Source organism: Methylibium sp. T29 (assembly GCF_000576205.1).
Taxonomy (GTDB): Bacteria; Pseudomonadota; Gammaproteobacteria; order Burkholderiales; family Burkholderiaceae_C; genus Methylibium; species Methylibium petroleiphilum.
Map to the genome: position 1 here is coordinate 1 of NZ_AZND01000050.1, position 20,321 is coordinate 20,321.

General features: G+C 65.6%; 29 protein-coding genes, 1 tRNA gene and 2 pseudogenes. 8 read left to right on the top strand and 24 right to left on the bottom strand.

Translation table 11 applies throughout. The annotated features are described in order from the left end of the window. The 8 genes from x551_RS08670 to x551_RS08700 form a co-directional block, all read left to right on the top strand. The coding region (locus tag x551_RS08670; RefSeq protein WP_036248190.1) for a PilC/PilY family type IV pilus protein at positions 1-1,890 on the top strand (1,890 nt) is incomplete at its 5' end. Positions 1,891-2,040: 150 nt separating this feature from the next. Next, a complete protein-coding gene (locus tag x551_RS08675; protein WP_011830983.1) occupies positions 2,041-2,892 on the top strand; it encodes an HDOD domain-containing protein in 852 nt (283 codons plus the stop codon). A 70-nt stretch (positions 2,893-2,962) separates the two neighbouring features. Next, entirely contained in the window at positions 2,963-3,562 is a 600-nt protein-coding gene (locus x551_RS08680) for a methyltransferase domain-containing protein (protein WP_036232789.1), read from the top strand. 276 nt (positions 3,563-3,838) lie between these two features. Continuing rightward, the gene (locus x551_RS28140; RefSeq protein ID WP_343252122.1) at positions 3,839-3,973 is read left to right on the top strand and encodes a hypothetical protein; all 135 of its coding nucleotides are present in this window, start codon (positions 3,839-3,841) and stop codon (positions 3,971-3,973) included. A 57-nt stretch (positions 3,974-4,030) separates the two neighbouring features. Continuing rightward, on the top strand, positions 4,031-5,035 hold the full coding sequence (locus x551_RS08690; protein WP_036232791.1) for an XdhC family protein: 1,005 nt from the start codon (positions 4,031-4,033) through the stop codon (positions 5,033-5,035). Between the two features lie 71 nt (positions 5,036-5,106). Next, positions 5,107-5,607 (top strand): ATP-binding cassette domain-containing protein, encoded by a 501-nt coding sequence (locus x551_RS28145; RefSeq protein ID WP_310732229.1) that lies wholly within the window; start codon positions 5,107-5,109, stop codon positions 5,605-5,607. Next, complete coding sequence (locus x551_RS28150) at positions 5,604-5,885, top strand: hypothetical protein (protein WP_310732230.1); 282 nt, start codon at positions 5,604-5,606, stop codon at positions 5,883-5,885. Before x551_RS28145 ends, x551_RS28150 begins: the two co-directional genes overlap by 4 nt. Positions 5,886-5,958: 73 nt before the next feature. After that, complete coding sequence (locus x551_RS08700) at positions 5,959-6,738, top strand: ABC transporter permease (protein WP_231497658.1); 780 nt, start codon at positions 5,959-5,961, stop codon at positions 6,736-6,738. 90 nt (positions 6,739-6,828) lie between these two features. Here x551_RS08700 and x551_RS08705 read toward each other — a convergent pair. The 24 genes and pseudogenes from x551_RS08705 to rplP form a co-directional block, all read right to left on the bottom strand. Further along, positions 6,829-6,905: transfer RNA gene (locus x551_RS08705), tRNA-Met, on the bottom strand. A 44-nt stretch (positions 6,906-6,949) separates the two neighbouring features. After that, positions 6,950-8,821, bottom strand: coding sequence for a protein-disulfide reductase DsbD (gene dsbD / locus x551_RS08710; RefSeq protein WP_036232794.1), 1,872 nt, complete (start codon positions 8,819-8,821; stop codon positions 6,950-6,952). A gap of 242 nt (positions 8,822-9,063) precedes the next feature. After that, the gene (gene rplQ, locus x551_RS08715; protein WP_011830990.1) at positions 9,064-9,459 is read right to left on the bottom strand and encodes a 50S ribosomal protein L17; all 396 of its coding nucleotides are present in this window, start codon (positions 9,457-9,459) and stop codon (positions 9,064-9,066) included. Positions 9,460-9,598: 139 nt separating this feature from the next. Next, positions 9,599-10,600, bottom strand: coding sequence for a DNA-directed RNA polymerase subunit alpha (gene rpoA / locus x551_RS08720; protein ID WP_011830991.1), 1,002 nt, complete (start codon positions 10,598-10,600; stop codon positions 9,599-9,601). A gap of 160 nt (positions 10,601-10,760) precedes the next feature. Next, positions 10,761-11,384 (bottom strand): 30S ribosomal protein S4, encoded by a 624-nt coding sequence (gene rpsD / locus x551_RS08725; RefSeq protein WP_011830992.1) that lies wholly within the window; start codon positions 11,382-11,384, stop codon positions 10,761-10,763. Positions 11,385-11,607: 223 nt separating this feature from the next. Beyond that, on the bottom strand, positions 11,608-12,009 hold the full coding sequence (gene rpsK, locus x551_RS08730; RefSeq protein WP_011830993.1) for a 30S ribosomal protein S11: 402 nt from the start codon (positions 12,007-12,009) through the stop codon (positions 11,608-11,610). 56 nt (positions 12,010-12,065) lie between these two features. After that, on the bottom strand, positions 12,066-12,431 hold the full coding sequence (gene rpsM / locus x551_RS08735) for a 30S ribosomal protein S13 (protein WP_011830994.1): 366 nt from the start codon (positions 12,429-12,431) through the stop codon (positions 12,066-12,068). A gap of 38 nt (positions 12,432-12,469) precedes the next feature. Next, positions 12,470-12,577, bottom strand: a pseudogene (gene rpmJ, locus x551_RS24240) (50S ribosomal protein L36); the annotation flags it as partial. A gap of 46 nt (positions 12,578-12,623) precedes the next feature. Continuing rightward, the gene (gene infA / locus x551_RS08740; RefSeq protein WP_011830996.1) at positions 12,624-12,842 is read right to left on the bottom strand and encodes a translation initiation factor IF-1; all 219 of its coding nucleotides are present in this window, start codon (positions 12,840-12,842) and stop codon (positions 12,624-12,626) included. A gap of 23 nt (positions 12,843-12,865) precedes the next feature. Further along, complete coding sequence (gene secY / locus x551_RS08745; protein WP_011830997.1) at positions 12,866-14,176, bottom strand: preprotein translocase subunit SecY; 1,311 nt, start codon at positions 14,174-14,176, stop codon at positions 12,866-12,868. Positions 14,177-14,209: 33 nt separating this feature from the next. Next, positions 14,210-14,641 (bottom strand): 50S ribosomal protein L15, encoded by a 432-nt coding sequence (gene rplO, locus x551_RS08750; RefSeq protein ID WP_011830998.1) that lies wholly within the window; start codon positions 14,639-14,641, stop codon positions 14,210-14,212. Positions 14,642-14,666: 25 nt separating this feature from the next. Then, entirely contained in the window at positions 14,667-14,849 is a 183-nt protein-coding gene (gene rpmD, locus x551_RS08755; RefSeq protein WP_011830999.1) for a 50S ribosomal protein L30, read from the bottom strand. A gap of 17 nt (positions 14,850-14,866) precedes the next feature. Then, positions 14,867-15,385 carry a 30S ribosomal protein S5 gene (gene rpsE, locus x551_RS08760; protein ID WP_011831000.1) on the bottom strand — a complete coding sequence of 173 codons (519 nt, stop codon included), beginning with the start codon at positions 15,383-15,385 and terminating at the stop codon, positions 14,867-14,869. Between the two features lie 46 nt (positions 15,386-15,431). Next, positions 15,432-15,796, bottom strand: a pseudogene (rplR, locus tag x551_RS08765) (50S ribosomal protein L18). A gap of 11 nt (positions 15,797-15,807) precedes the next feature. Continuing rightward, a complete protein-coding gene (gene rplF, locus x551_RS08770; RefSeq protein ID WP_011831002.1) occupies positions 15,808-16,341 on the bottom strand; it encodes a 50S ribosomal protein L6 in 534 nt (177 codons plus the stop codon). 17 nt (positions 16,342-16,358) lie between these two features. Then, entirely contained in the window at positions 16,359-16,754 is a 396-nt protein-coding gene (gene rpsH / locus x551_RS08775; RefSeq protein WP_011831003.1) for a 30S ribosomal protein S8, read from the bottom strand. Positions 16,755-16,784: 30 nt separating this feature from the next. Then, complete coding sequence (rpsN, locus tag x551_RS08780) at positions 16,785-17,090, bottom strand: 30S ribosomal protein S14 (RefSeq protein ID WP_011831004.1); 306 nt, start codon at positions 17,088-17,090, stop codon at positions 16,785-16,787. An 8-nt stretch (positions 17,091-17,098) separates the two neighbouring features. After that, positions 17,099-17,653: a 50S ribosomal protein L5 gene (gene rplE, locus x551_RS08785; protein WP_011831005.1), complete on the bottom strand. Its 555-nt coding sequence runs from the start codon at positions 17,651-17,653 to the stop codon at positions 17,099-17,101. Between the two features lie 14 nt (positions 17,654-17,667). After that, positions 17,668-17,985, bottom strand: coding sequence for a 50S ribosomal protein L24 (gene rplX / locus x551_RS08790; protein ID WP_036232806.1), 318 nt, complete (start codon positions 17,983-17,985; stop codon positions 17,668-17,670). Positions 17,986-18,005: 20 nt separating this feature from the next. Next, positions 18,006-18,374: a 50S ribosomal protein L14 gene (gene rplN / locus x551_RS08795; RefSeq protein WP_011831006.1), complete on the bottom strand. Its 369-nt coding sequence runs from the start codon at positions 18,372-18,374 to the stop codon at positions 18,006-18,008. A 270-nt stretch (positions 18,375-18,644) separates the two neighbouring features. After that, a complete protein-coding gene (locus x551_RS08800; RefSeq protein ID WP_036232811.1) occupies positions 18,645-19,154 on the bottom strand; it encodes a peroxiredoxin in 510 nt (169 codons plus the stop codon). A 123-nt stretch (positions 19,155-19,277) separates the two neighbouring features. Beyond that, complete coding sequence (gene rpsQ, locus x551_RS08805) at positions 19,278-19,550, bottom strand: 30S ribosomal protein S17 (protein WP_011831008.1); 273 nt, start codon at positions 19,548-19,550, stop codon at positions 19,278-19,280. Continuing rightward, positions 19,547-19,747, bottom strand: coding sequence for a 50S ribosomal protein L29 (gene rpmC, locus x551_RS08810; RefSeq protein WP_011831009.1), 201 nt, complete (start codon positions 19,745-19,747; stop codon positions 19,547-19,549). Before rpmC ends, rpsQ begins: the two co-directional genes overlap by 4 nt. Positions 19,748-19,765: 18 nt before the next feature. Next, the gene (gene rplP / locus x551_RS08815) at positions 19,766-20,182 is read right to left on the bottom strand and encodes a 50S ribosomal protein L16 (protein ID WP_011831010.1); all 417 of its coding nucleotides are present in this window, start codon (positions 20,180-20,182) and stop codon (positions 19,766-19,768) included. Positions 20,183-20,321 lie beyond the last annotated feature (139 nt).

The following is a 20,321-nucleotide window of genomic DNA, read 5'->3' on the forward strand; positions in this document are numbered from 1 at the left end:
CGGCGCGCACACTACAGCGCCTCGTACGACGCGGAAAACAACAGCTGGACGGGCGAATTGCTGGCGAACTCGCTGTCGTTCAGCTCGGGCGTCCCCATCCCCACACGGCAATGGGGCGCCACCGAGAAGTTGAAGACGCAGCTCACCGGCACGGGCTGGAGCACCAACCGAAATGTGGTGACCTGGGATCCTGCGGGCGCAACCGGCGTGGCATTTCGCTCTACCAGCACCGGCGCCGGAAGAGTCAATGCTGCCCAGCTTGCACTGCTCGACACGAGCTATGTTGCCGGGGACGACAGCGTCAACTATCTGAATTACCTTCGAGGTGATCGGACGAACGAACTGGCCTCGACGACCCCCGGTTACCGAACGCGCACGGAGTTGCTCGGCGACATCGTCGGGTCGCGTGTGTTGCCGGTCGGTCCGCCTTCGCTATCGCTGTCGGACGTCACCAACCCTGGCTATCGAGCATTCAGAGCGGCCCGTGCGAACCGCCCGACCGTCGTTTATGTCGGCGCGAACGACGGCATGCTCCACGCTTTCAATGGCGCACTTTCGGGCACCGATGCCGGGCGTGAGATCTTCGCCTACATCCCGAATGCAGCATTCAATGGCCCGGACGGAACGCCGAATGTGAGCGGTCTGGCCTCGCTAGGCCGCACTCCGTTCAATCATCGCTTCTTCGTGAACGCCACGCCGGTGGTCAAGGACGTGGACTTCAACCGGACCGGGACAGGCAGCACGCCGGCCTCGACGGCGTCCGATTGGCGGTCGATCCTGGTCGGCGGCCTTGGAAAGGGCGGGCGCAGCTTCTACGCGATCGATGTGACCGATCCGGGCGGAATCAACTCCGAAGCAGACGCTGCGGCCCGCGTGCTTTGGGAGTTCACCGATTCACGCATGGGCTATTCGTTCGGCGAACCGATGATCGTGAAGACGCGCAAGTACGGCTGGACGGTGATCTTCACGTCGGGCTACAACACACCCGACGGTCAAGGCTACCTGTTCTTCGTGAATCCCAAGACGGGTGCGCTGCTCGAAGCGGTTTCTACTGGCGTGGGGACGATTGCCAACGATGCGGGCCTGGCGCACGCGAACGCTTACGTGCTCGACTTCACCGATGGCTACGCTGACGCGATCTACGCTGGCGATCTGCTCGGCAATCTCTGGCGGCTGAACGTCACTGGCACGACCGGAAGCTACCCTGCCCCGCTGCGACTTGCCACGCTCAGCCACCCCACCGAAGGGGCTCAACCAGTGACTTCGCGGCCTCTGATCGAAGTGCACCCGACGACGCGCCAACGCGTGGTGATGATCGGCACCGGTCGCCTGCTGGACTCGACCGACATCGGGTCCGCCCAGATGCAAAGCTTCTACGCCATCACAGATGGCAATGCGGTCGCCTTCAACACCACGCTTCCGAGCGGCGTCTCGTTCCCGATCGGTCGTGACAAGCTGGTCGAGAACACTAATCTCCTGGCGGGCTACACCGCCACGGCGGCCGCCCCCATGGGATGGTTCATCGATCTCGGCAAGAACGCGAGCAACACGGTGGCATGGCGGCTGACCAATGACCCTATCAGCTTCTTCGGCACCGTCGCCTTCACACCCAGTTTGCCTGGTGGCGACAGCTGCAACCCCTCGGGCATCAGCCGTATCTACGGAGCGGATTTCTCCAGAGGTATCTCTCGATTGCTGGAGAACTCCACGGTTGTCTCGTATATCCAGACGACCAGCCTTATCACCGACTTCAAGTTCGTGAAGGTCGACGGCAAGATGACGGCGATCCGCGGCGACGAGAAGGGTGAGTTGGGCAAGAACGATCTCAATTTCGGTCTCCCTGTCGGATTGAGGCGCTTGAACTGGCGCGAACTCCCGCTGTCGAACTGATCAGGCGCAGTCCCCCGCCCAGCCTCCGGCGCCATCTGCGGTCCGGAGGCTTTCTTGTTTTCAGGGTCCTGCCAGTGCCGCCAAACGCACCCGCCCCCTACAGACAGGGATTCAGCGGCCGATAACCACGCATCGCCCGGAACCCTCCCCATGCTCACCCACGCCTTGCCCGACCTGCCCGCCTGGACCCGTTGGTTCAGTGACGCGCCGATCCCGGTGCTGGCGGCCACGGCGGAGGAGCTGGAGTTGCTGGAACGTGTGGAAGCCACCCGCGGTGATGTCGACGCGCACCAGCTCGCCGAGCCAGTGCGGCAGGACCCCTTGATGTCGCTGAAGCTGCTCGCGGCCGTGGCCCAGTTGCGCCGCCGGCGGGACGGCGGCGACAACAGCGGGCCCGAGACGGTCACGGCGGCGCTGGTGATGATGGGGATCGGCCCGTTCTTCAACACATTCAACGGCATGGCGCAGATCGAGGTGCACCTGGCCAGCCAGCCGGAGGCCCTGGCCGGCCTGCAGCGCGTGATGCGGCGTGCGCACCGCGCGGCCAACTTCTCGCTGGGTTTTGCGGTCCACCGCATGGACGACGATGCAGAGGTCCTCCACTTGGCGGCGCTGCTGCATGACTTCGCGGAGATGCTGCTGTGGTGCCACGCGCCGGCTCTGGCGCTCGAGATTGCCCGCCGTCAGCGCGCCGACCCGACGCTGCGCTCAGACCATGCACAACGCCAGCTGCTGAATATCGACCTGCTCGCGCTGCAACAAGCCCTGATGCACACCTGGGCGCTGCCCGAACTGCTGGTACGCATCGCCGACGACAACAGCCAGGCTGCCCAACCCCAGGTGCAGAACGTGGTGCTGGCCATCCGGCTGGCCCGCCACACCGAGGATCCCGTGCGCGGCTGGGACAATCCTGCGGTTCCCGACGATCTGGCCGCGATCGCCCGTCTGCTCAATCTTTCGCTGCCCGCAACCGAAGCCCTGGTGCGCGCGATCGACGGCTGAGCGCGCCGCGCCGTGGCGTCTGCCACGGCGGCGCTCGTCGGCCACCGCGGCAAGCCCTAGACTGGCTCACATGAGCGGTCCCGACCTCAACTTCTGGCAGCAGCGCTTCGACGCCGGGCAGTTGCCCTGGGATCGTGGAGCACCGAGTCCGCAGCTTGCCGCCTGGCTGGGCGACGGCAGCCTGAAACCGGGGCGCATTGCGGTGCCCGGCTGCGGCAGCGGACATGAGGTGGTGGCGCTCGCACGCGGCGGCTTTTCGGTCACCGCCATCGACTACGCGCCCGGCGCCGTGCGCCTCACTCAGGGCCGGCTCGCCGCGGCGGGCCTGGCCGCGGAGGTCGTGCAGGCCGATGTGCTGACCTGGCAACCCACAGCGCCGCTGGACGCGGTCTACGAACAGACCTGTCTGTGCGCCTTGCATCCCGACCACTGGGTGGCCTACTTCGCCCGACTGCACGCGTGGCTGCGTCCGGGCGGCACGCTGGCCCTGCTGGCGATGCAGGCGCTGCGGGAAAGCGCCGGCCAGGGCCTGATCGAGGGCCCCCCGTATCACGTGGACGTGAACGCGCTGCGGGCGCTGCTGCCGGGCGATCGCTGGGACTGGCCTCGCCCGCCCTACGCTCGCGTTCCGCACCCGTCCAGCACCTGGCAGAATTGGCCATCGTGCTGACTCGGCGCTGACCGAGCGAGGGCCTGCCGCAGACCCGGAAACCCGCTTTCGCTCGCTGCGGGTTGCCCCGCGCCGACAAAAGGGCCCGGAGCCTGAGACAATAGCGGTATGGCCTCACGCAAAGACACCACGACCCGCATCCAGCAGGACGGGCTTCGCTACACCAGCAAGGCCCCAGGCTCGCCGTTCTCTCCGCGCCCCGGCGCGTTCTCGGGCGCGACGAACACCATGTCCTGCTTCTTCTGCGGCGCCCACCAGCCCCCCAACCGACGCACCATGCAAAAGGTGCTCGGACGCAGCCAGCCGGTCTGCGAGCCCCTGTGCGAGAAGAATCCGCGCAGCAAGAAGCTCGCCGCCGCTGCAGCTGCGGCGGCCGCCGCAGAAACCAGCGAAACCAGCAGCGCGGACTGATCGTCCGCGGGTGCGCGACGCGAGCCTCGCGTCCACGTCCCGACCGCCGAGTGCACGATGGACAGTCTCGACCTGCAAGTGTTGACCGAGGCACGCCGCTGGTTCGCTGAAGGCCGGCGCGTCTGGCTGGTCACGGTGCTGGAAACCTGGGGCTCGGCGCCCCGGCCGCCGGGCGCGCTCCTGGCCCTGCGCGACGACGGCCAAGTGGTCGGCTCGGTATCGGGCGGCTGCGTCGAGGACGACCTGATCGACCGCGTGCGGCATGGCGAGCGCGTCGCCACACCGGCGCTCGTGAACTACGGTGTGAGCAAGGAGGAAGCGGCCCGCTTCGGCCTACCTTGCGGCGGCAATCTGCGCCTGTTGCAGGAGCCGCTGAGTTCGGTCGCCTGGATCGACGAGCTCCTGGCACGCACCGCGCGCCACGAACTGGTGGCTCGCCGCCTCGACCTGTCCAGCGGCAGCGTGACCCTGGAGACCGCTTCGCGCGGCGAGGCCTTCAGCTTCGACGGCCACACGCTTCGTGCACTGTTCGGTCCCCGCTGGCGCCTGGTGATGATCGGCGCCGGGCAGCTGACGCGCGTCTTGGCGCAGATGGCGCTGGCTCTGGATTTCGAGGTCATCTGCTGCGATCCGCGCGAGGAGTACCACCTGGGCTGGGACGTGCCGGGCTGCCGTTTCAGCACGGCGATGCCGGACGATCTGGTCGTCGAATTGGCACTCGACCCGCACAGCGCGGTGGTGGCGCTGACGCACGATCCCAAGCTCGACGACCTGGCGCTGCTCGAGGCGCTGAAGTCGCCCGCCTTCTACGTGGGTGCGCTGGGGTCGCGCGACAACACAGCGCGGCGCAAGGAGCGCCTTGCGCTGTTCGACCTGTCGCCTGGCGAGATCGACCGGTTGCACGGCCCTGTCGGTCTGCACCTGGGCGCCAGGACGCCGGCCGAGATCGCGGTGTCGATCCTGGCCGAGTTGATCGCCGTGCGCCACGGAGTCGACCTGGCGCAGAAGAAGACCGGTTCGGCAGTCCCGCCGCTGCGTGCCGCAGAGTTGCCGCAGGCCTGATCCGGGCTTGGAGCGCCACCCCAGGCGCCCAACAACAATCCGGCCGCTCGTATACCGCTGGCGCTGCCCGCATGAACGCTGCTGACGCCCCCCCTTTGCTGAGCCTGCGCGAACTGGGTTTGCGCTACCCCAATGGCATCGTGGCCCTCGACCGCTTGAGCTTCGATCTGCGCGCCGGAGAGACCGTCAGCGTGCTCGGACCTTCGGGCTGCGGCAAGACCACGGCGCTGCGGCTGATCGCCGGCCTGGAGCGGCCGGGGTCGGGCACCGTGACCTGGGCCGGCGGCAGCGCGCCGGAGCTCGGCTTCGTGTTCCAGGAGCCGACCTTGATGCCATGGGCGACTGTGGCCGACAACGTGTGGCTGCCGTTGCGCCTGCAAGGCCGAACACGGGCCGCGGCGGCCACCACGATCGACGCGGCGCTGGACCGGGTCGGCCTCACGGCGGCGGCGAAGGCCTACCCTCACGAGTTGTCGGGCGGCATGAAGATGCGCGCGTCGATCGCCCGAGCCCTGGCGCTGCGGCCGCAGTTGCTGCTGATGGACGAGCCTTTGGCGCCCTTGACGAGTTGACGCGCCAGAGGCTGAACGACGATCTGCTGGCGATCCAGGCCGAGCAAGGCTTCGCGATGGTGTTCGTGACGCACAGCGTCTACGAATCGGTCTACCTGGCCGACCGCGTGCTGTTGATGGGCCCCGCTCCCGGCCGCCTCCGCGAAGAGATCCGCATCGAGCGGCGCGGACTGCGCGGCGAGGCCTTCCGGACTGCCGCGCACTACGGCGAACAATGTGTCGCGGTCTCGCGGGCGCTGCGCCGCGCGGTCGAAGGCGTTGCGGTGGGACCCGACTGAGCTTGCGACGATGCCGGTCGCTCGCCCCCGCACAGATACCTCCCCGCAGCCCGCGGCATGGCGGGCGCGTGCCTTGCGCGCGATCGTGCCGGCGGCGCTGATCGTGGCGCTGCTGGTGACCTGGGAACTCGTCGTCCACATTCAGAAGGTGCCTCACTACATCCTGCCGGCGCCGTCGCTGATCTTCAGGACGCTGATCGAACGCTGGGACACGCTCGGGCCGTCACTCTGGTTCACCGTCAAGCTGACGCTGCTGGCGCTGGGCGCAGCCGTGCTGGGCGGCGTGTTGCTGGCGGTGGCGTTCGCGCTGTCGCGCTGGGTGGAAGTGGCGCTGTTCCCGATTGCCGTCGTGCTGCAGGTGACACCGATCATCGCCATCGCGCCGTTGATCCTGATCTACGTCGAAAGCACCACGCTGGCATTGCTGCTGTGCGCGTGGATCGTCGCCTTCTTCCCGATCCTGGCGAACACCACTATCGGCCTGAAGAGTGCCGACGCACGCTTGCGAGATCTGTTCACGCTGTACGGCGCGACACGTTGGCAACGACTGCGTTTCCTGCTCGTGCCCAGCGCACTGCCTTATTTCATGGCGGGCCTGAAAGTCGCCGGTGGCCTGAGCCTCATCGGCGCAGTGGTCGCTGAGTTCACCGCCGGCACAGCCGGGCGAGACACCGGACTCGCCTCGCGCATTCTCGAGGCCAGCTTCCGCACTGAGACGCCCTTGATGTTCGCCGCGCTGCTGCTGGTGTCGCTGCTCGGTGTGGCGATTTTCCTCGTGTTCTCGGGCCTGTCGAAATGGCTGCTCGGTCGCTGGCACGAGAGCGAGATGCCGAAACACGACGCAGCTCGATGAGCCGCAAGTCGACGAGTCCACCGAGTGCGGCACAAAGCAAAACGCCCACCGAGCGGTGGGCGTTTTGAAAAGGCTGGCGCCTGTTGATCTTGGTTGCGGGGGCTGGATTTGAACCAACGACCTTTGGGTTATGAGCCCAACGAGCTACCAGACTGCTCCACCCCGCGACTGAGACCAAAAGTATAGCACGCGCGTGTTGCGTCGCGCCAGTTCACAGGCCCGCCGACTGCAGGCTCTGCTGGAAGCGTTGGGCATTCTGGAAGCCGATGACACGCGTTTCGAGCTCACGGCCACCGGCATCGAAGAACACGATACCCGGCGGGCCGAAGAGCTGGAAGCGCTTGAGCAGCGCCCGGTCCGACTCGCTGTTGCGCGTCACGTCGGCCTGCAGCAGCAAGGCCTTGCCGAGCCGCGCCTGCACGGCCGGATCGGTGAAGGTGAAGCGCTCCATCTCCTTGCAGCTCACGCACCAGTCGGCGTAGAAGTCGAGCATCACCGGTCGACCGGCGCCACGGACCGCGGCGTCGAGTTCCTCGACCGTGCTGACACGCCGGAAGCTCACGCCGTCGTGCGTCGCGGCTATCGCGTTGCCAGGCAACGCCGCAGCCGCAGCTGGGGAGATGCCGACGACGAAAGGCTGCAGGGGCTTGAGTGCGTCCTGCGCCCCGGCCGCAGCGCCGACGATCTGCGTGGCGCCTGCGACGGCCAGCGCGAGACCGAGCCCCTTGACCAGCCGCAGGTCAGCGCCGGCGATCTCCGGCAGGCGGTCGAAGGCATGCAGGAACACCGCGGCACCGATCAGCAGCACGCCCCAGCCGGCGACGGCGAGCGGCGCGGGCACGACCGGGCTGAGCATCCACCAGGCAACGGCCAGCAGCAACAGGCCGAAGAAGCGCTTGACGCTCTCCATCCACGCCCCCGCGCGCGGCAGCAAGGCCCCGGCCGACGCACCGAGCAGCAGCAGCGGCACGCTCATGCCGGCGGCCAGCGAGAACAGCGCGCTGCCGCCCAGCAGCACGTCGCGCGTCTGGCTGATGTACAGCAAGGCGCCGGCCAGCGGTGCAGCAACACAGGGGCTGACGATCAACGCGGACACGCCGCCCATTGCGAACACGCCCGCCAGCCGCCCACCCTGCAGTCGCCCCGAAGACGCGGCAAGGCGGTCGCGCAGCACCGCTGGCAATTGCAATTCGTAGGCACCGAACATCGACAGGGCCAGCAGCGCCAGCAACAGCGAGAACGCGCCCAGCACCCAGGCGTTCTGCAAGGCCGCCGCCAGGCCCTCGCCTGCCAGACCCGCGGCCACGCCGAGCGCGGTGTAGACCAAGGCCATGCCGAGCGAATACGCGCCGGCGAGCAGCAGTCCGCGCGAGCGCGCCACAGCCTGACCGCCCTGCCCGACGATCAGCGACGACAGAATCGGCAGCATCGGGAGCACGCAGGGTGTGAACGACAGCAGCAACCCCGCGACGAAGAACGCGAAGACCACAAGCCAGAAGCGGCCGCTGCGCAACGCATGGTCGATGGCCGCGTCTCCACTGCGGCTCGCCCCCGCCATGGAGGCCGATGCGCGCGATGCGGCGAGGGCGCCATCGAGCCCGCGACCGTCCGCCGGCACGCGAACACTGCCGTCTCCACCGAAACCCGCCAGCCGCACATCGGCCACGCTCTGCATCGGTGGATAGCACAACCCCTGATCGGCGCAACCCTGGCTGGTGACGACGAGTTGGAAGGACGCCGGTGCGGCATCGACCGGCAAACGGATCGCCACGCGTCCGCGGTAGGTCTCGACATCCTTCTCGAAGGTCTCGTCGAACTTCACCGTCCCGGAAGGAATTTCCGGCGCGCCGAGCACCACCCCGCCCCCCTGTGCTTCAAATTTGAAGGGCTCGCGGTACAGGTAATAGCCGTCCGCCACGACGAAGCCGATCTCGATCGACTTGCCGTCGAGGACCCGCGCGTCGAAGCGAAAGGCCTGCTCGGGCGGCAGGAAATCCTCAGCCGCTGCAGCAAACAAGGGGAGCAGCGCAGTCAGCCACAGCAGCAGCGTGCGCAGGAATCGGATGGGCGTCACGGGGGGCATGCGGTCAGGTCGAACGAGGGTCGGAAGGGTCGGCAGCCAATCCCTGCAGAGTAGCCTGTCATGGTCATCGAAGCGCTATCGGAAGTTCGGACCCTGCGTCATTCCTGACGGTTCCGTCCCCATCGCCTCGCGCCGGCGGGCACGGAAAGCAAGAAGGCCAGCACGATGGCTGGCCTTGCAGAACCTCGTTGCGAGCGCTCCGGGCGGATTCACCGGCCCGGAGCCCCAACCATCAACCCGCCTTACTCGGTCGCCTCGGCCGGCGCTTGGGCCGCAGGCTCGGGGCGATCGACGAGTTCGACGAAGGCCATGGGCGCGTTGTCGCCGACGCGGAAACCCATCTTCAGGATGCGGGTGTAGCCGCCCGGGCGCGCCTTGTAGCGCGGACCGAGGTCATTGAACAGCTTGGCGACGACATCGCGATCGCGGGTTCGATCGAAGGCCAGGCGGCGGTTGGCCAGCGTCGGCTCCTTGGCCAGCGTGATCAGCGGCTCAACGACGCGGCGCAGCTCCTTGGCCTTGGGGACGGTGGTCTTGATGGCTTCGCTCTGGATCAGCGAGTTGGCCATGTTGCGCAGCATCGCGAGGCGGTGCTCGGAGGTGCGATTGAGCTTGCGGAGTCCGTGACGGTGGCGCATGGTGAAGTCCTTTCGACTTGCTTTCTGACTTGCTAATGACCGCCAGCCGGATCAGGTACTGGCGGGTGCGTGATCGAACGCGACACGCGCGCTCGTCATCCGATGCCGAGCTTTCAGGGCCGGCTGATGGGGGCTGGCGTTAGCGCTTGTCCAGGCCTTGCGGCGGCCAGTTCTCAAGGCGCCCGCCCAGGGTCAGCCCCCGCGAGGCCAGCACTTCCTTGATCTCGTTGAGTGACTTGCGGCCGAGATTCGGCGTCTTCAGCAGCTCGGTCTCGGTGCGCTGGATGAGGTCGCCGATGTAATAGATGTTCTCGGCCTTCAGGCAGTTGGCCGAGCGCACGGTGAGCTCGAGCTCGTCGACCGGACGCAGCAGGATCGGATCGAACTGCGTGCTGCGCTGTGCGGGCTGGGCGTCGAAGATGTCGTTGATCTGGCCCTCGAGCTGCGCGAACACGGCCAGCTGTTCGACCAGGATCTTGGCCGAGGCGCGGATCGCCTCTTCCGGCGTGATCGCACCGTTGGTCTCGATCTCCATGACCAGCTTGTCCAGGTCCGTGCGCTGCTCGACACGCGCGCTTTCGACCGTGTAGCTCACGCGGCGAACCGGGGAGAACGACGCATCGAGGACGATACGACCGATCGACTTGGTCGGCTCGTCACCGAAGCGGCGCATCGTGCCCGGCACATAGCCGCGGCCCTTCTCGACCTTGATCTGCATGTCGAGCTTGCCGCCCTGCGACAGGTGCGTGATCACGTGGTCGGGATTGATGATCTCCACGTCGTGCGGGGTCTGGATGTCGCCGGCCTTGACGGGACCCTCACCCTCCTTGCGCAGCACCAGCGTGACTTCATCGCGGTTGTGCAGGCGGAACACCACACCCTTGAGGTTCAGCATGACGTGGACCACGTCTTCCTGAACACCGTCGATCGCCGAGTACTCGTGCAGCACGCCCGCGATCGTGACTTCGGTCGGCGCGTAGCCCACCATCGACGACAGCAGCACGCGGCGCAGGGCATTGCCCAGCGTGTGACCATAGCCGCGCTCGAAGGGCTCGAGCGTGACCTTGGCGCGGTGGGCGCCCTTGGCGGCGCTCAGCGGCTCGACGTTGATGGCTTTGGGCTTCAGCAGATTGGTTTGCATCAGGTCTTCCTGTCATTACCCTCGGCTCGTTACACCGATAAGGCTGATGGAGCACCGGAGACGACGCGCCTGGCGGCGACGTAGAACCCGGACCGGGAAAGCGCTTGCGCGCCGGGCGGCGCGGGCCATAGGCCGGACACCGCCGCAGCGCGCTGTAAATTCAACGCGAATACAGTTCGACGATCAGGGATTCGTTGATGTCCGAACCGAACTCGTCGCGGTCGGGCGACTTCTTGAATACGCCCTCGAGCTTGGTCGCATCGACCTGCACCCACGCGGGCAGGCCCATCGACTCGGCAAGCTTGAGCGACTCGGTCACCCGCAATTGCTTCTTGGCCTTTTCGCGCACGGCGACGACGTCACCGGTCTTCACCAGGTAGGACGCGATGTTGACGACCTCACCGTTCACGGTGATGCCCTTGTGCGAAACGAGCTGGCGGGCCTCGGCACGGGTCGAACCGAAACCCATGCGATAGACCACGTTGTCCAGGCGCGATTCGAGCAGCAGCAGCAGGTTCGCACCGGTGTTGCCCTTGCGGCGCTCGGCCTCGGCAAAGTAGCGGCGAAACTGGCGCTCGAGTACGCCGTACATGCGCTTGACCTTCTGCTTCTCGCGCAGCTGGAGACCGAAGTCGGAGGTGCGCGAGCCAGAGGTGCGGCCGTGCTGGCCCGGCTTGGTTTCAAACTTGGACTTGTCCCCGATGGCGCGACGCGCGCTCTTCAGGAACAGATCGGTGCCTTCACGGCGGGCCAGTTTGGCCTTGGGACCCAGATAACGTGCCACGTTGCTTCCTTGGTTCTCTGACGTGGGGAGCGGCCGGGGCCGCGCCTCACGCAAGTCTGGCCGGGGGTTCGAGCGCTCTAGGGTCGCTCTTCTTGGACAGCCAGACGGTGGGCTTAGCGAAGCCTTGCGGCTTCAACGAAAACCGCCGGCGTGCACTGAAGTGCCCACCGGCGAATCGGGTAACTGCGTATTGTAGCCCGGTCGCCCGGGCCTAACACGCGGCTCAGATGCGACGACGCTTCTGCGGGCGGCAACCGTTGTGCGGGACCGGCGTCACGTCGGAAATCGACACGATGCGGATACCCAGCGCGGCCAGCGCGCGCACCGACGACTCACGGCCCGGACCGGGGCCCTTGATCTCGACTTCGAGGTTCTTGATGCCCTGGTCCTGCGCGGCACGACCGGCCACTTCCGCAGCCACCTGGGCGGCGAACGGCGTCGACTTGCGCGAACCCTTGAAGCCCTGGCCACCGCTCGATGCCCAGGCCAGCGCGTTGCCCTGGCGGTCGGTGATCGTGATGATGGTGTTGTTGAACGACGCGTGAACGTGCGCAACGCCGTCCGACACATTCTTGCGGACCTTCTTGCGCACGCGCTGTGCGGCGGTATTAGGTGCTTTGGCCATGCTTGACTCTCTTCAATCTGAGCGGTTCGTCGGACGGGGCGTCGCGGCGGATGTGCTTACTTCTTCAGCGCGGCGGCCGACTTGCGCGGGCCCTTGCGGGTGCGGGCGTTCGTGCGGGTGCGTTGACCGCGCATCGGCAGGCCGCGGCGGTGACGGAAGCCGCGATAGCAGCCCAGGTCCATCAGGCGCTTGATGTTGATCGTGGTTTCGCGACGCAGATCGCCTTCGATCGTCATGCGACCGACTTCCTCGCGAATCTTCTCGAGGTCGCCGTCGGTCAGATCCTTGATCTTCTTGTCGCGGGCGATGCCGCAGCTGTCGCAGATCTTCTGCGCGGTCGTGCGACCGATGCCGTAGATCGCGGTCAAGCCGATCTCGGCGTGCTTCTGCGGGGGAATGTTGATACCAGCAATACGTGCCATGTTCGTCCTCTAACTAGTCGCGTCGCCGAGCGATCAGCCTGGCGCTGCTTGTGGCGCGGGTCGGTGCAAATCACGCGCACCACACCCTTGCGACGGATGACCTTGCAATTGCGGCACATCTTCTTGACGGATGCAGCTACCTTCATGACCTTCTCCTTGACCTCTTGCGCTCTTCCGGGTGTTGCTCTGTTCTCACTTCGCCCGGAAGACGATGCGAGCACGACTCAAATCGTAGGGCGTCAATTCCACGGTCACCTTGTCGCCGGGCAGGATGCGGATGTAGTGCATGCGCATCTTGCCGGAGATGTGACCGAGCACGACGTGCCCATTCTCCAGCTTCACACGGAAGGTCGCGTTGGGCAAGTTCTCGAGGATCTCGCCCTGCATCTGGATGACGTCATCTTTCGACATGTGTTTTCGTCAACCGTTCCTGTTCAGCTGGCCTTGAAATTGGCCTTCTTCAGCAGCGATTCGTACTGCTGGGACATCACATAAGACTGCACCTGGGCCCAGAAGTCCATCGTCACGACGACGATGATCAGCAGGGACGTACCGCCGAAGTAGAACGGCACGTTGTACTTGAGCACGAGGAACTCAGGCAGCAGGCACACGGCAGTGATGTACACCGCGCCGCCGAGCGTCAGGCGACCGAGGATGCGATCGATGTGCTTCGCGGTCTGCTCCCCCGGCCGGATGCCCGGGATGAACGCACCGCTCTTCTTCAGGTTGTCAGCCGTCTCGCGGCTGTTGAAGACGAGCGCCGTGTAAAAGAAGCAGAAGAACACGATCGCCGCGGCGTAGAGCATCACGTAGATCGGCTGCCCCGGCGACAGCAGCGCCGCCAGATCCTTCAGCCAGCGCAGGCCGTCGCCCGTGGCGAACCAGCCCACCACGGTGGCCGGCAGCAGGATGATCGACGACGCGAAGATCGGCGGGATCACGCCCGACATATTGATCTTCAACGGCAGGTGCGACGACTGCCCGCCGTAGACACGGTTACCCACCTGACGCTTCGCGTAGTTCACCAGGATCTTGCGCTGGCCTCGCTCGACGAACACGACCAGGTAGGTCACCGCGATCACGATCGAGATGATGAACAGCGCCGCGACGATACTCATCGCGCCGGTGCGGACCAGTTCGAACAGTCCGCCGATCGCGCTCGGCAGGCCGGCCGCGATACCCGCGAAGATGATGATCGAGATGCCGTTGCCCAGACCGCGCTCGGTGATCTGCTCGCCGAGCCACATCAGGAACATCGTGCCGGCGACCAGGCTCACCACCGCCGTCAGGCGGAAACCCATGCCCGGCGAGATGACCAGCCCAGCAGAGCTTTCGAGAGCGATTGCGATACCGAGCGACTGGAAGATCGCCAGACCCAGCGTGCCGTAGCGCGTGTACTGCGTGATCTTGCGACGGCCGGCCTCGCCTTCTTTCTTCAGCGCCTCCAGGGTCGGCACCACGTAGGTCATCAGCTGCATGATGATCGACGCCGAGATGTACGGCATGATCCCCAGCGCGAACACCGTGAAGCGCGACAGTGCCCCGCCCGAGAACATGTTGAACAGGCTCAGGATGCCGCCTTGCTGGTCCTTGAAGAGCTGCTGCAACTGGTTCGGGTCGATTCCCGGCACCGGAATGTGAGCGCCGATGCGATAGACGACGAGCGCAAGCAGCAAGAAGACAAGCCGGCGACGCAGGTCGCCGAACTTGCCGCTCTTGGCCAGTTGATTCGCGTTGGTTGCCACGCAGGGATCCTAGAGTCGTGCGGACACGCAGCCTCAGGCCACCGAGCCGCCTGCGGCCTCGATCGCGGCCTTGGCGCCGGCGGTAGCGCCGATGCCCTTGAGCACGACCTTCTTGCTCAGCTCACCCGACTTGATGACCTTGACCACCTTCGCGCGCTCGCCGACCAGACCGGCCTGCTTGAGCGTAGGGACGTCGACTTCGTCAGCCGCCAGCACCTGCAGGTCAGCCAGCGTGACCTCCGCGTTGTACTTCAGCGTCAGTGACTTGAAGCCCCGCTTGGGCAGGCGACGCTGCAGCGGCATCTGCCCGCCTTCGAAGCCCACCTTGTGGTAGCCACCGGCACGCGATTTCTGACCCTTGTGGCCGCGACCCGCGGTCTTGCCCAGGCCGGAGCCGATACCACGGCCGACACGGCGCTTGGCATGCTTGGCGCCCGAGGCGGGCTTGATCGTGTTGAGTTCCATCGTCTTCTCCAGGTCCGTCCGCGCCTTACAGCACTTGAACCAGGTAGCTCACCTTGTTGATCATCCCGCGCACCGCGGGCGTGTCTTCGAGCACGCGCTCGCTGCCGATCTGGCGCAGGCCGAGACCGCGAACCGTCGCACGGTGCGACTCCTTGGTGCCGATCGGGCTGCGCACCAGCTTCACCTTGACCGTCTTCTTGTCCGTCATGTCGTTCCCCTGGCGGCTCAGTTGAAGATCTCTTCGACCGACTTGCCGCGCTTCGAGGCGACTTCCGACGGTGTCGTCGAGCGGCGCAGCGCATTGAAGGTCGCGCGCACCATGTTGTACGGGTTGGACGACCCGAGGCTCTTGGCCACGATGTCGGTCACGCCCATCACTTCGAACACCGCGCGCATCGGACCGCCGGCGATGATGCCGGTTCCCGGCGCTGCCGGCGCCAGCAACACCTTGGCTGCGCCGTGCTCGCCGGTCACGTTGTGGTGCACGGTGCCGTTCTTGAGGCTGACCTTGACCATGTCGCGGCGCGCCGCATCCATTGCCTTGGTCACAGCGACCGGAACTTCCTTGGCCTTGCCCTTGCCCATGCCGACACGGCCATCGCCGTCGCCGACCACGGTCAATGCCGCGAAGCTCATGGTGCGACCGCCCTTGACCACCTTGGTCACGCGGTTCACCTGGATCATCTTTTCCTTCAGACCGTCGTCACGACCGTCGTCAGCGATCCGGGGTTGAAACTTTGCCATGTCAGATTCCTTCGATGTGCAGTGCAGTCAAGGTGCGCAAACGCACTCAGAACTGCAGGCCAGCTTCGCGCGCCGCTTCGGCCAGGACCTTCACGCGACCGTGATACGCGAAGCCGCCGCGGTCGAACGCGACCGACTCGATGCCCGCCGCCTTGGCGCGCTCGGCAATGCGCTTCCCGATCAGGCTGCGGCTTCGGTGTTGCCACCCTTGCCTGCGGCGCCCAGCTGAGCACGCACTTCCTTCTCGGCGGTCGAGGCGCTGGCCAGAACCTTCGAGCCGTCGTCGGAGATGACGCTGGCGTAGATGTGCAGGTTGGAACGGAACACCGTCAGGCGCGCCACCTTCTGCAAGGCGATGCGCACACGGGTCTGCTTGGAGCGACGCAGGCGCTGATCTTTGCGGTTCAACATCGAGCTGCTCCTTACTTCTTCTTGGTCTCTTTGAGCGAGACCTTCTCTTCGGCATACCGGATGCCCTTGCCCTTGTAGGGCTCGGGCGGGCGGATGGCCCGCACTTCGGCAGCGATCTGACCGACCACCTGGCGATCGGACCCCTTGATCACGATCTCGGTCTGCGTCGGGCACTCGACCTTGATCCCGGCCGGCATGTCCTTCACGACCGGGTGCGAAAAACCCACCTGCAGGTTCAGCTTGGCACCTTGCGCCTGGGCTCGGAAGCCCACGCCCACCAGCGTCAGCTTGCGTTCGAAGCCCTTGCTGACGCCATTGACCATGTTGGCCACCAGCGCGCGCATCGTGCCGCTCATCGCATTCGCAGCCGCCGATTCATCGGCCGGCGCAAAGCTCAGCTTGCCGTCTTCATTCTTGACCGAGACCAGCCGGTTCACCGGACGCACCAGCGTACCGAGCGAGCCCTTGACACTGATCTGATCAGCATTGATCGCCACGTCCACACCCTTGGGGACGGCGATCGGCATCTTTCCAACGCGAGACATTCTTCAGCTCCTTCGCGTCAGGCGACGTAACACAGGACCTCGCCGCCGATACCGGCAGCGCGGGCCTTGCGGTCCGTCATGACGCCCTTGGGCGTCGTCACGATCGCCACGCCCAGGCCGTTCATGACCTGGGGAATCTCGTGACGGCCCTTGTAGACGCGCAGGCCCGGACGACTCACGCGCTCGATGCGCTCGATCACAGGGCGTCCGGCGTAGTACTTCAGGCCGATCTCGAGTTGCGGCTTCTCGGCCTCACCCTTGACGGCGTAGGCATCGATGTAACCCTCGTCCTTCAGGACCTGGGCGATCGCCACCTTCAGCTTCGACGACGGCATCACCACGACAGCCTTCTCCACCATCTGCGCGTTGCGGATGCGGGTCAGCATGTCGGCGATGGGATCACTCATGCTCATGGGTTTTCTCCTGTACGTTCGCGTGCCGGCTTACCAGCTGGCCTTGACGACGCCGGGGATGTCCCCCTTGAACGCCAGTTCACGGATCTTGTTGCGCGCCAGACCGAAGGTGCGGAAGGTGCCGCGGGGGCGGCCGGTCAGTTCGCAGCGGTTACGCAGGCGCGACGGGTAGGCGTTGCGCGGCAGCTTCTGCAGCGCCAGACGCGCGGTGTAGCGCTCTTCGTCGGACTTGCCCGCGTCGTTGATGATGGCCTTCAGCTCTGCGTACTTCTTCGCGAACTTGGCGACCAGCTGCTCACGCTTGAGCTCACGCTGCTTGATCGAAAGTTTTGCCACAGGCCACCTCAGTTCTTGAACGGGAACTTGAATGCGGCGAGCAGCGCCTTGCATTCGTCGTCGGTCTTCGCGGTCGTCGTGAAGCTGATGTTCATCCCACGCAGCGCGTCGATCTTGTCGTACTCGATCTCGGGGAAGATGATCTGCTCTTTGACACCGATGTTGTAGTTGCCACGACCATCGAACGAGCGGCCCGAGATGCCGCGGAAGTCGCGCACGCGGGGCAGCGAAATCGTCACGAAGCGATCCAGGAACTCGTACATGCGCACGCCACGCAGCGTGACCATGCAGCCGATGGGCACGCCATCACGGATCTTGAAGCCGGCGATCGCCTTCTTCGACTTCGTGACCACGGGCTTCTGGCCGGCGATCTTGGTCAGGTCGCCGACGGCGTGCTCCATGACCTTCTTGTCCGACACGGCCTCGCTCACACCCATGTTGAGCGTGATCTTGGTCAGGCGCGGCACCTGCATCACCGACTTGTAGCCAAACTTGGCCACCAGATCGGCGACGATCTTGTCGCGGTAATGCTGCTGAAGACGAGCTGTCTGTTGTTGAGCCATTGCTTACCTCGGCCTCAAGCCTTGATCTCGTCGCCGCTGGACTTGAAGACGCGCACCTTCTTGCCGTCAGCCAGGAGCTTGATGCCCACGCGATCGGCCTTGCCGCTCGCAGGGTTGTAGATCGCCACGTTGGACTGGTGGATCGGCATGGTCTTGTCGACGATGCCGCCGGTCGAACCCTTCAACGGGTTCGGCTTCACGTGCTTCTTCACGATGTTGACGCCATCAACCAGCAGGTGATCGGCGTCGACGCGCGACGCTACGGCGCCACGCTTGCCTTTGTCGCGACCGGTCAGCACGATGACCTGGTCGCCCTTGCGAATCTTGTTCATGGTGTGTTCCTCGCAGTCGCTCAGAGGACCTCGGGGGCCAGCGACACGATCTTCATGAAGCGCTCGGTCCGCAGTTCGCGGGTCACCGGGCCGAAGATGCGGGTGCCGATCGGCTCGAGCTTGGCGTTCAGCAGCACGGCGGCATTGCCGTCGAACTTGACCAGCGAGCCGTCCTGGCGACGCACACCCTTGGCGGTGCGCACGACCACGGCGCTGTAGACCTCGCCCTTCTTGACTCGACCACGCGGCGCAGCCTCCTTGATGGAGACCTTGATGACGTCGCCGATGCCGGCATAGCGGCGCTTGGAGCCGCCGAGCACCTTGATGCACATGACGCTTTTCGCGCCCGTGTTGTCCGCGACATCGAGCCGCGATTGCATTTGAATCATTGTCCGTCCCCAACTTGTCTCGCGCCCGACCCACCATGGGTCGCTTGTGAGCAGTCTTGGGCCCGTCATCGGGCGCCTGCGTTGTCGCAAGACCCCCTCTGGTTAGGGCGAGACCGAGGCCACCTTGGGCGATTCGGGCCAGAGCGACCCGGCGGGGCTCTCTGGCCCCGCAATCCCAAGCCGACGTTCGGCGAAGCTAAGAATTATCTGCGACCACAGGCATCGTGTCAAGCGTTGTCATTCGCCAACCCGTGTGCGCAACGGCCGGGCTCACAGCGCCCCAGCCTGCGCCAGGAGCGTCTCCGCATTGCTCACCTCGAACTTGCCTGGCGCCTCGATGTTCAGCGTCTTGACGGTACCGTCGACGACCAGCATGGAGTAGCGTTGCGACCGCAGTCCCATGCCGCGGGCGTTGAGGTCCAGCGTGAGGCCTGTTGCCTGTGTGAACGCCGCGCTACCGTCCGCCATCATGCGGACCTTGCCACCGGTCCTCTGCTCCCGGCCCCAGGCGCCCATGACGAACGCGTCGTTGACCGACAAGCACCAGATCTCGTCGACGCCGGCCGCCTTGAATGCATCGGCGTGTTTCACGAAGCCCGGCACGTGCTGGGCCGAACAGGTGGGCGTGAAGGCCCCCGGCAAGGCGAAGACGGCGATGGTCTTCCCTGCGGTCAACTTGCCGATTTCGAAAGTGTTCGGACCGAGCGAGCAGCCTTCGCCCTCGACCTCGATGAACTCCTGCAGAGCGCCCTCGGGCAGCTTGTCACCGACTTTCAGCATCGCACATCTCCTGATGAAGGAAGGGAAGGGGGTCCGAAAGGAAAAACGACCGGTGCGCCAGCATGCCAGCGTACCGGTCGCATTCGTCGCAGGCCGATCAAAGCCCTGGACAGCGAGTCAGGCTCAGACCACGCGGGCCTTCTCGACCAGTCGGGTCACGACCCAGGCCTTGGTCTTGGAGATCGGCCGGCCTTCGGCGATCTCGACCAGATCGCCGAGCTTGTATTCGTTGTTCTCGTCATGCGCGTGGTACTTGCGCGAACGCGCCACGATCTTGCCGTAGAGCTCGTGCTTGACGCGACGCTCGACCAGCACGGTGATCGTCTTGGAACGCTGGTCACTGACCACGCGGCCGACGAGGGTGCGCGTGTTCTTGACGGTCTCTTGAGTCGTCATTGCGCGGCTCCCTTCTTCTTCTCGGCCAGGATGGTCTTGGCGCGAGCGATGTCACGACGGGTCAGACGCAGGCTGGCGGTGTTGCCCAGTTGCTGCGTGCCCTTTTGCATGCGCAGGCCGAAGTGGGCCTTGAGCAGATCCTTGACCTCCTGCTCGAGGGCCGCGACGTCCTTGGCGCGAAGTTCAGATGCTTTCATGTCGATTACTCCGAAGCGTCAGGCGCCGATCTGGCGCGAGACGAAGGTGCAGCGCAACGGCAGCTTGGCCGCGGCCAGCGTGAACGCCTCACGCGCGAGCTCTTCGGGAACGCCGTTGATCTCGTAGAGCACCTTGCCGGGCTGGATCTCGGCGACGTAGTACTCCGGATTACCCTTTCCGTTGCCCATGCGGACTTCCGCCGGCTTTTGCGAGATGGGCTTGTCGGGGAAGATGCGGATCCAGATGCGGCCGCCGCGCTTCACGTGGCGGGAGATCGCGCGACGCGCCGCCTCGATCTGGCGTGCCGTCAGGCGGCCGCGCTCGGTGGCCTTCAGTCCGAAGTCGCCGAACGACACGTTCGCACCGCGGGTGGCGATGCCCGTGTTGCGGCCCTTCTGTTCCTTACGGAACTTGCGACGAGAGGGTTGCAGCATTTTTATTCTCCTTTGGCGTCGCCAGGGGCGACGGCCTTGCGCACGCGCTTCACGGCGGCCTTCGGGCCGTCTGCGGCAGCAGGTGCGGCACCGTCGGCCGGCTTGTCCGTCGGGGCGGCAGCGCCAGCGTCGGCACGCG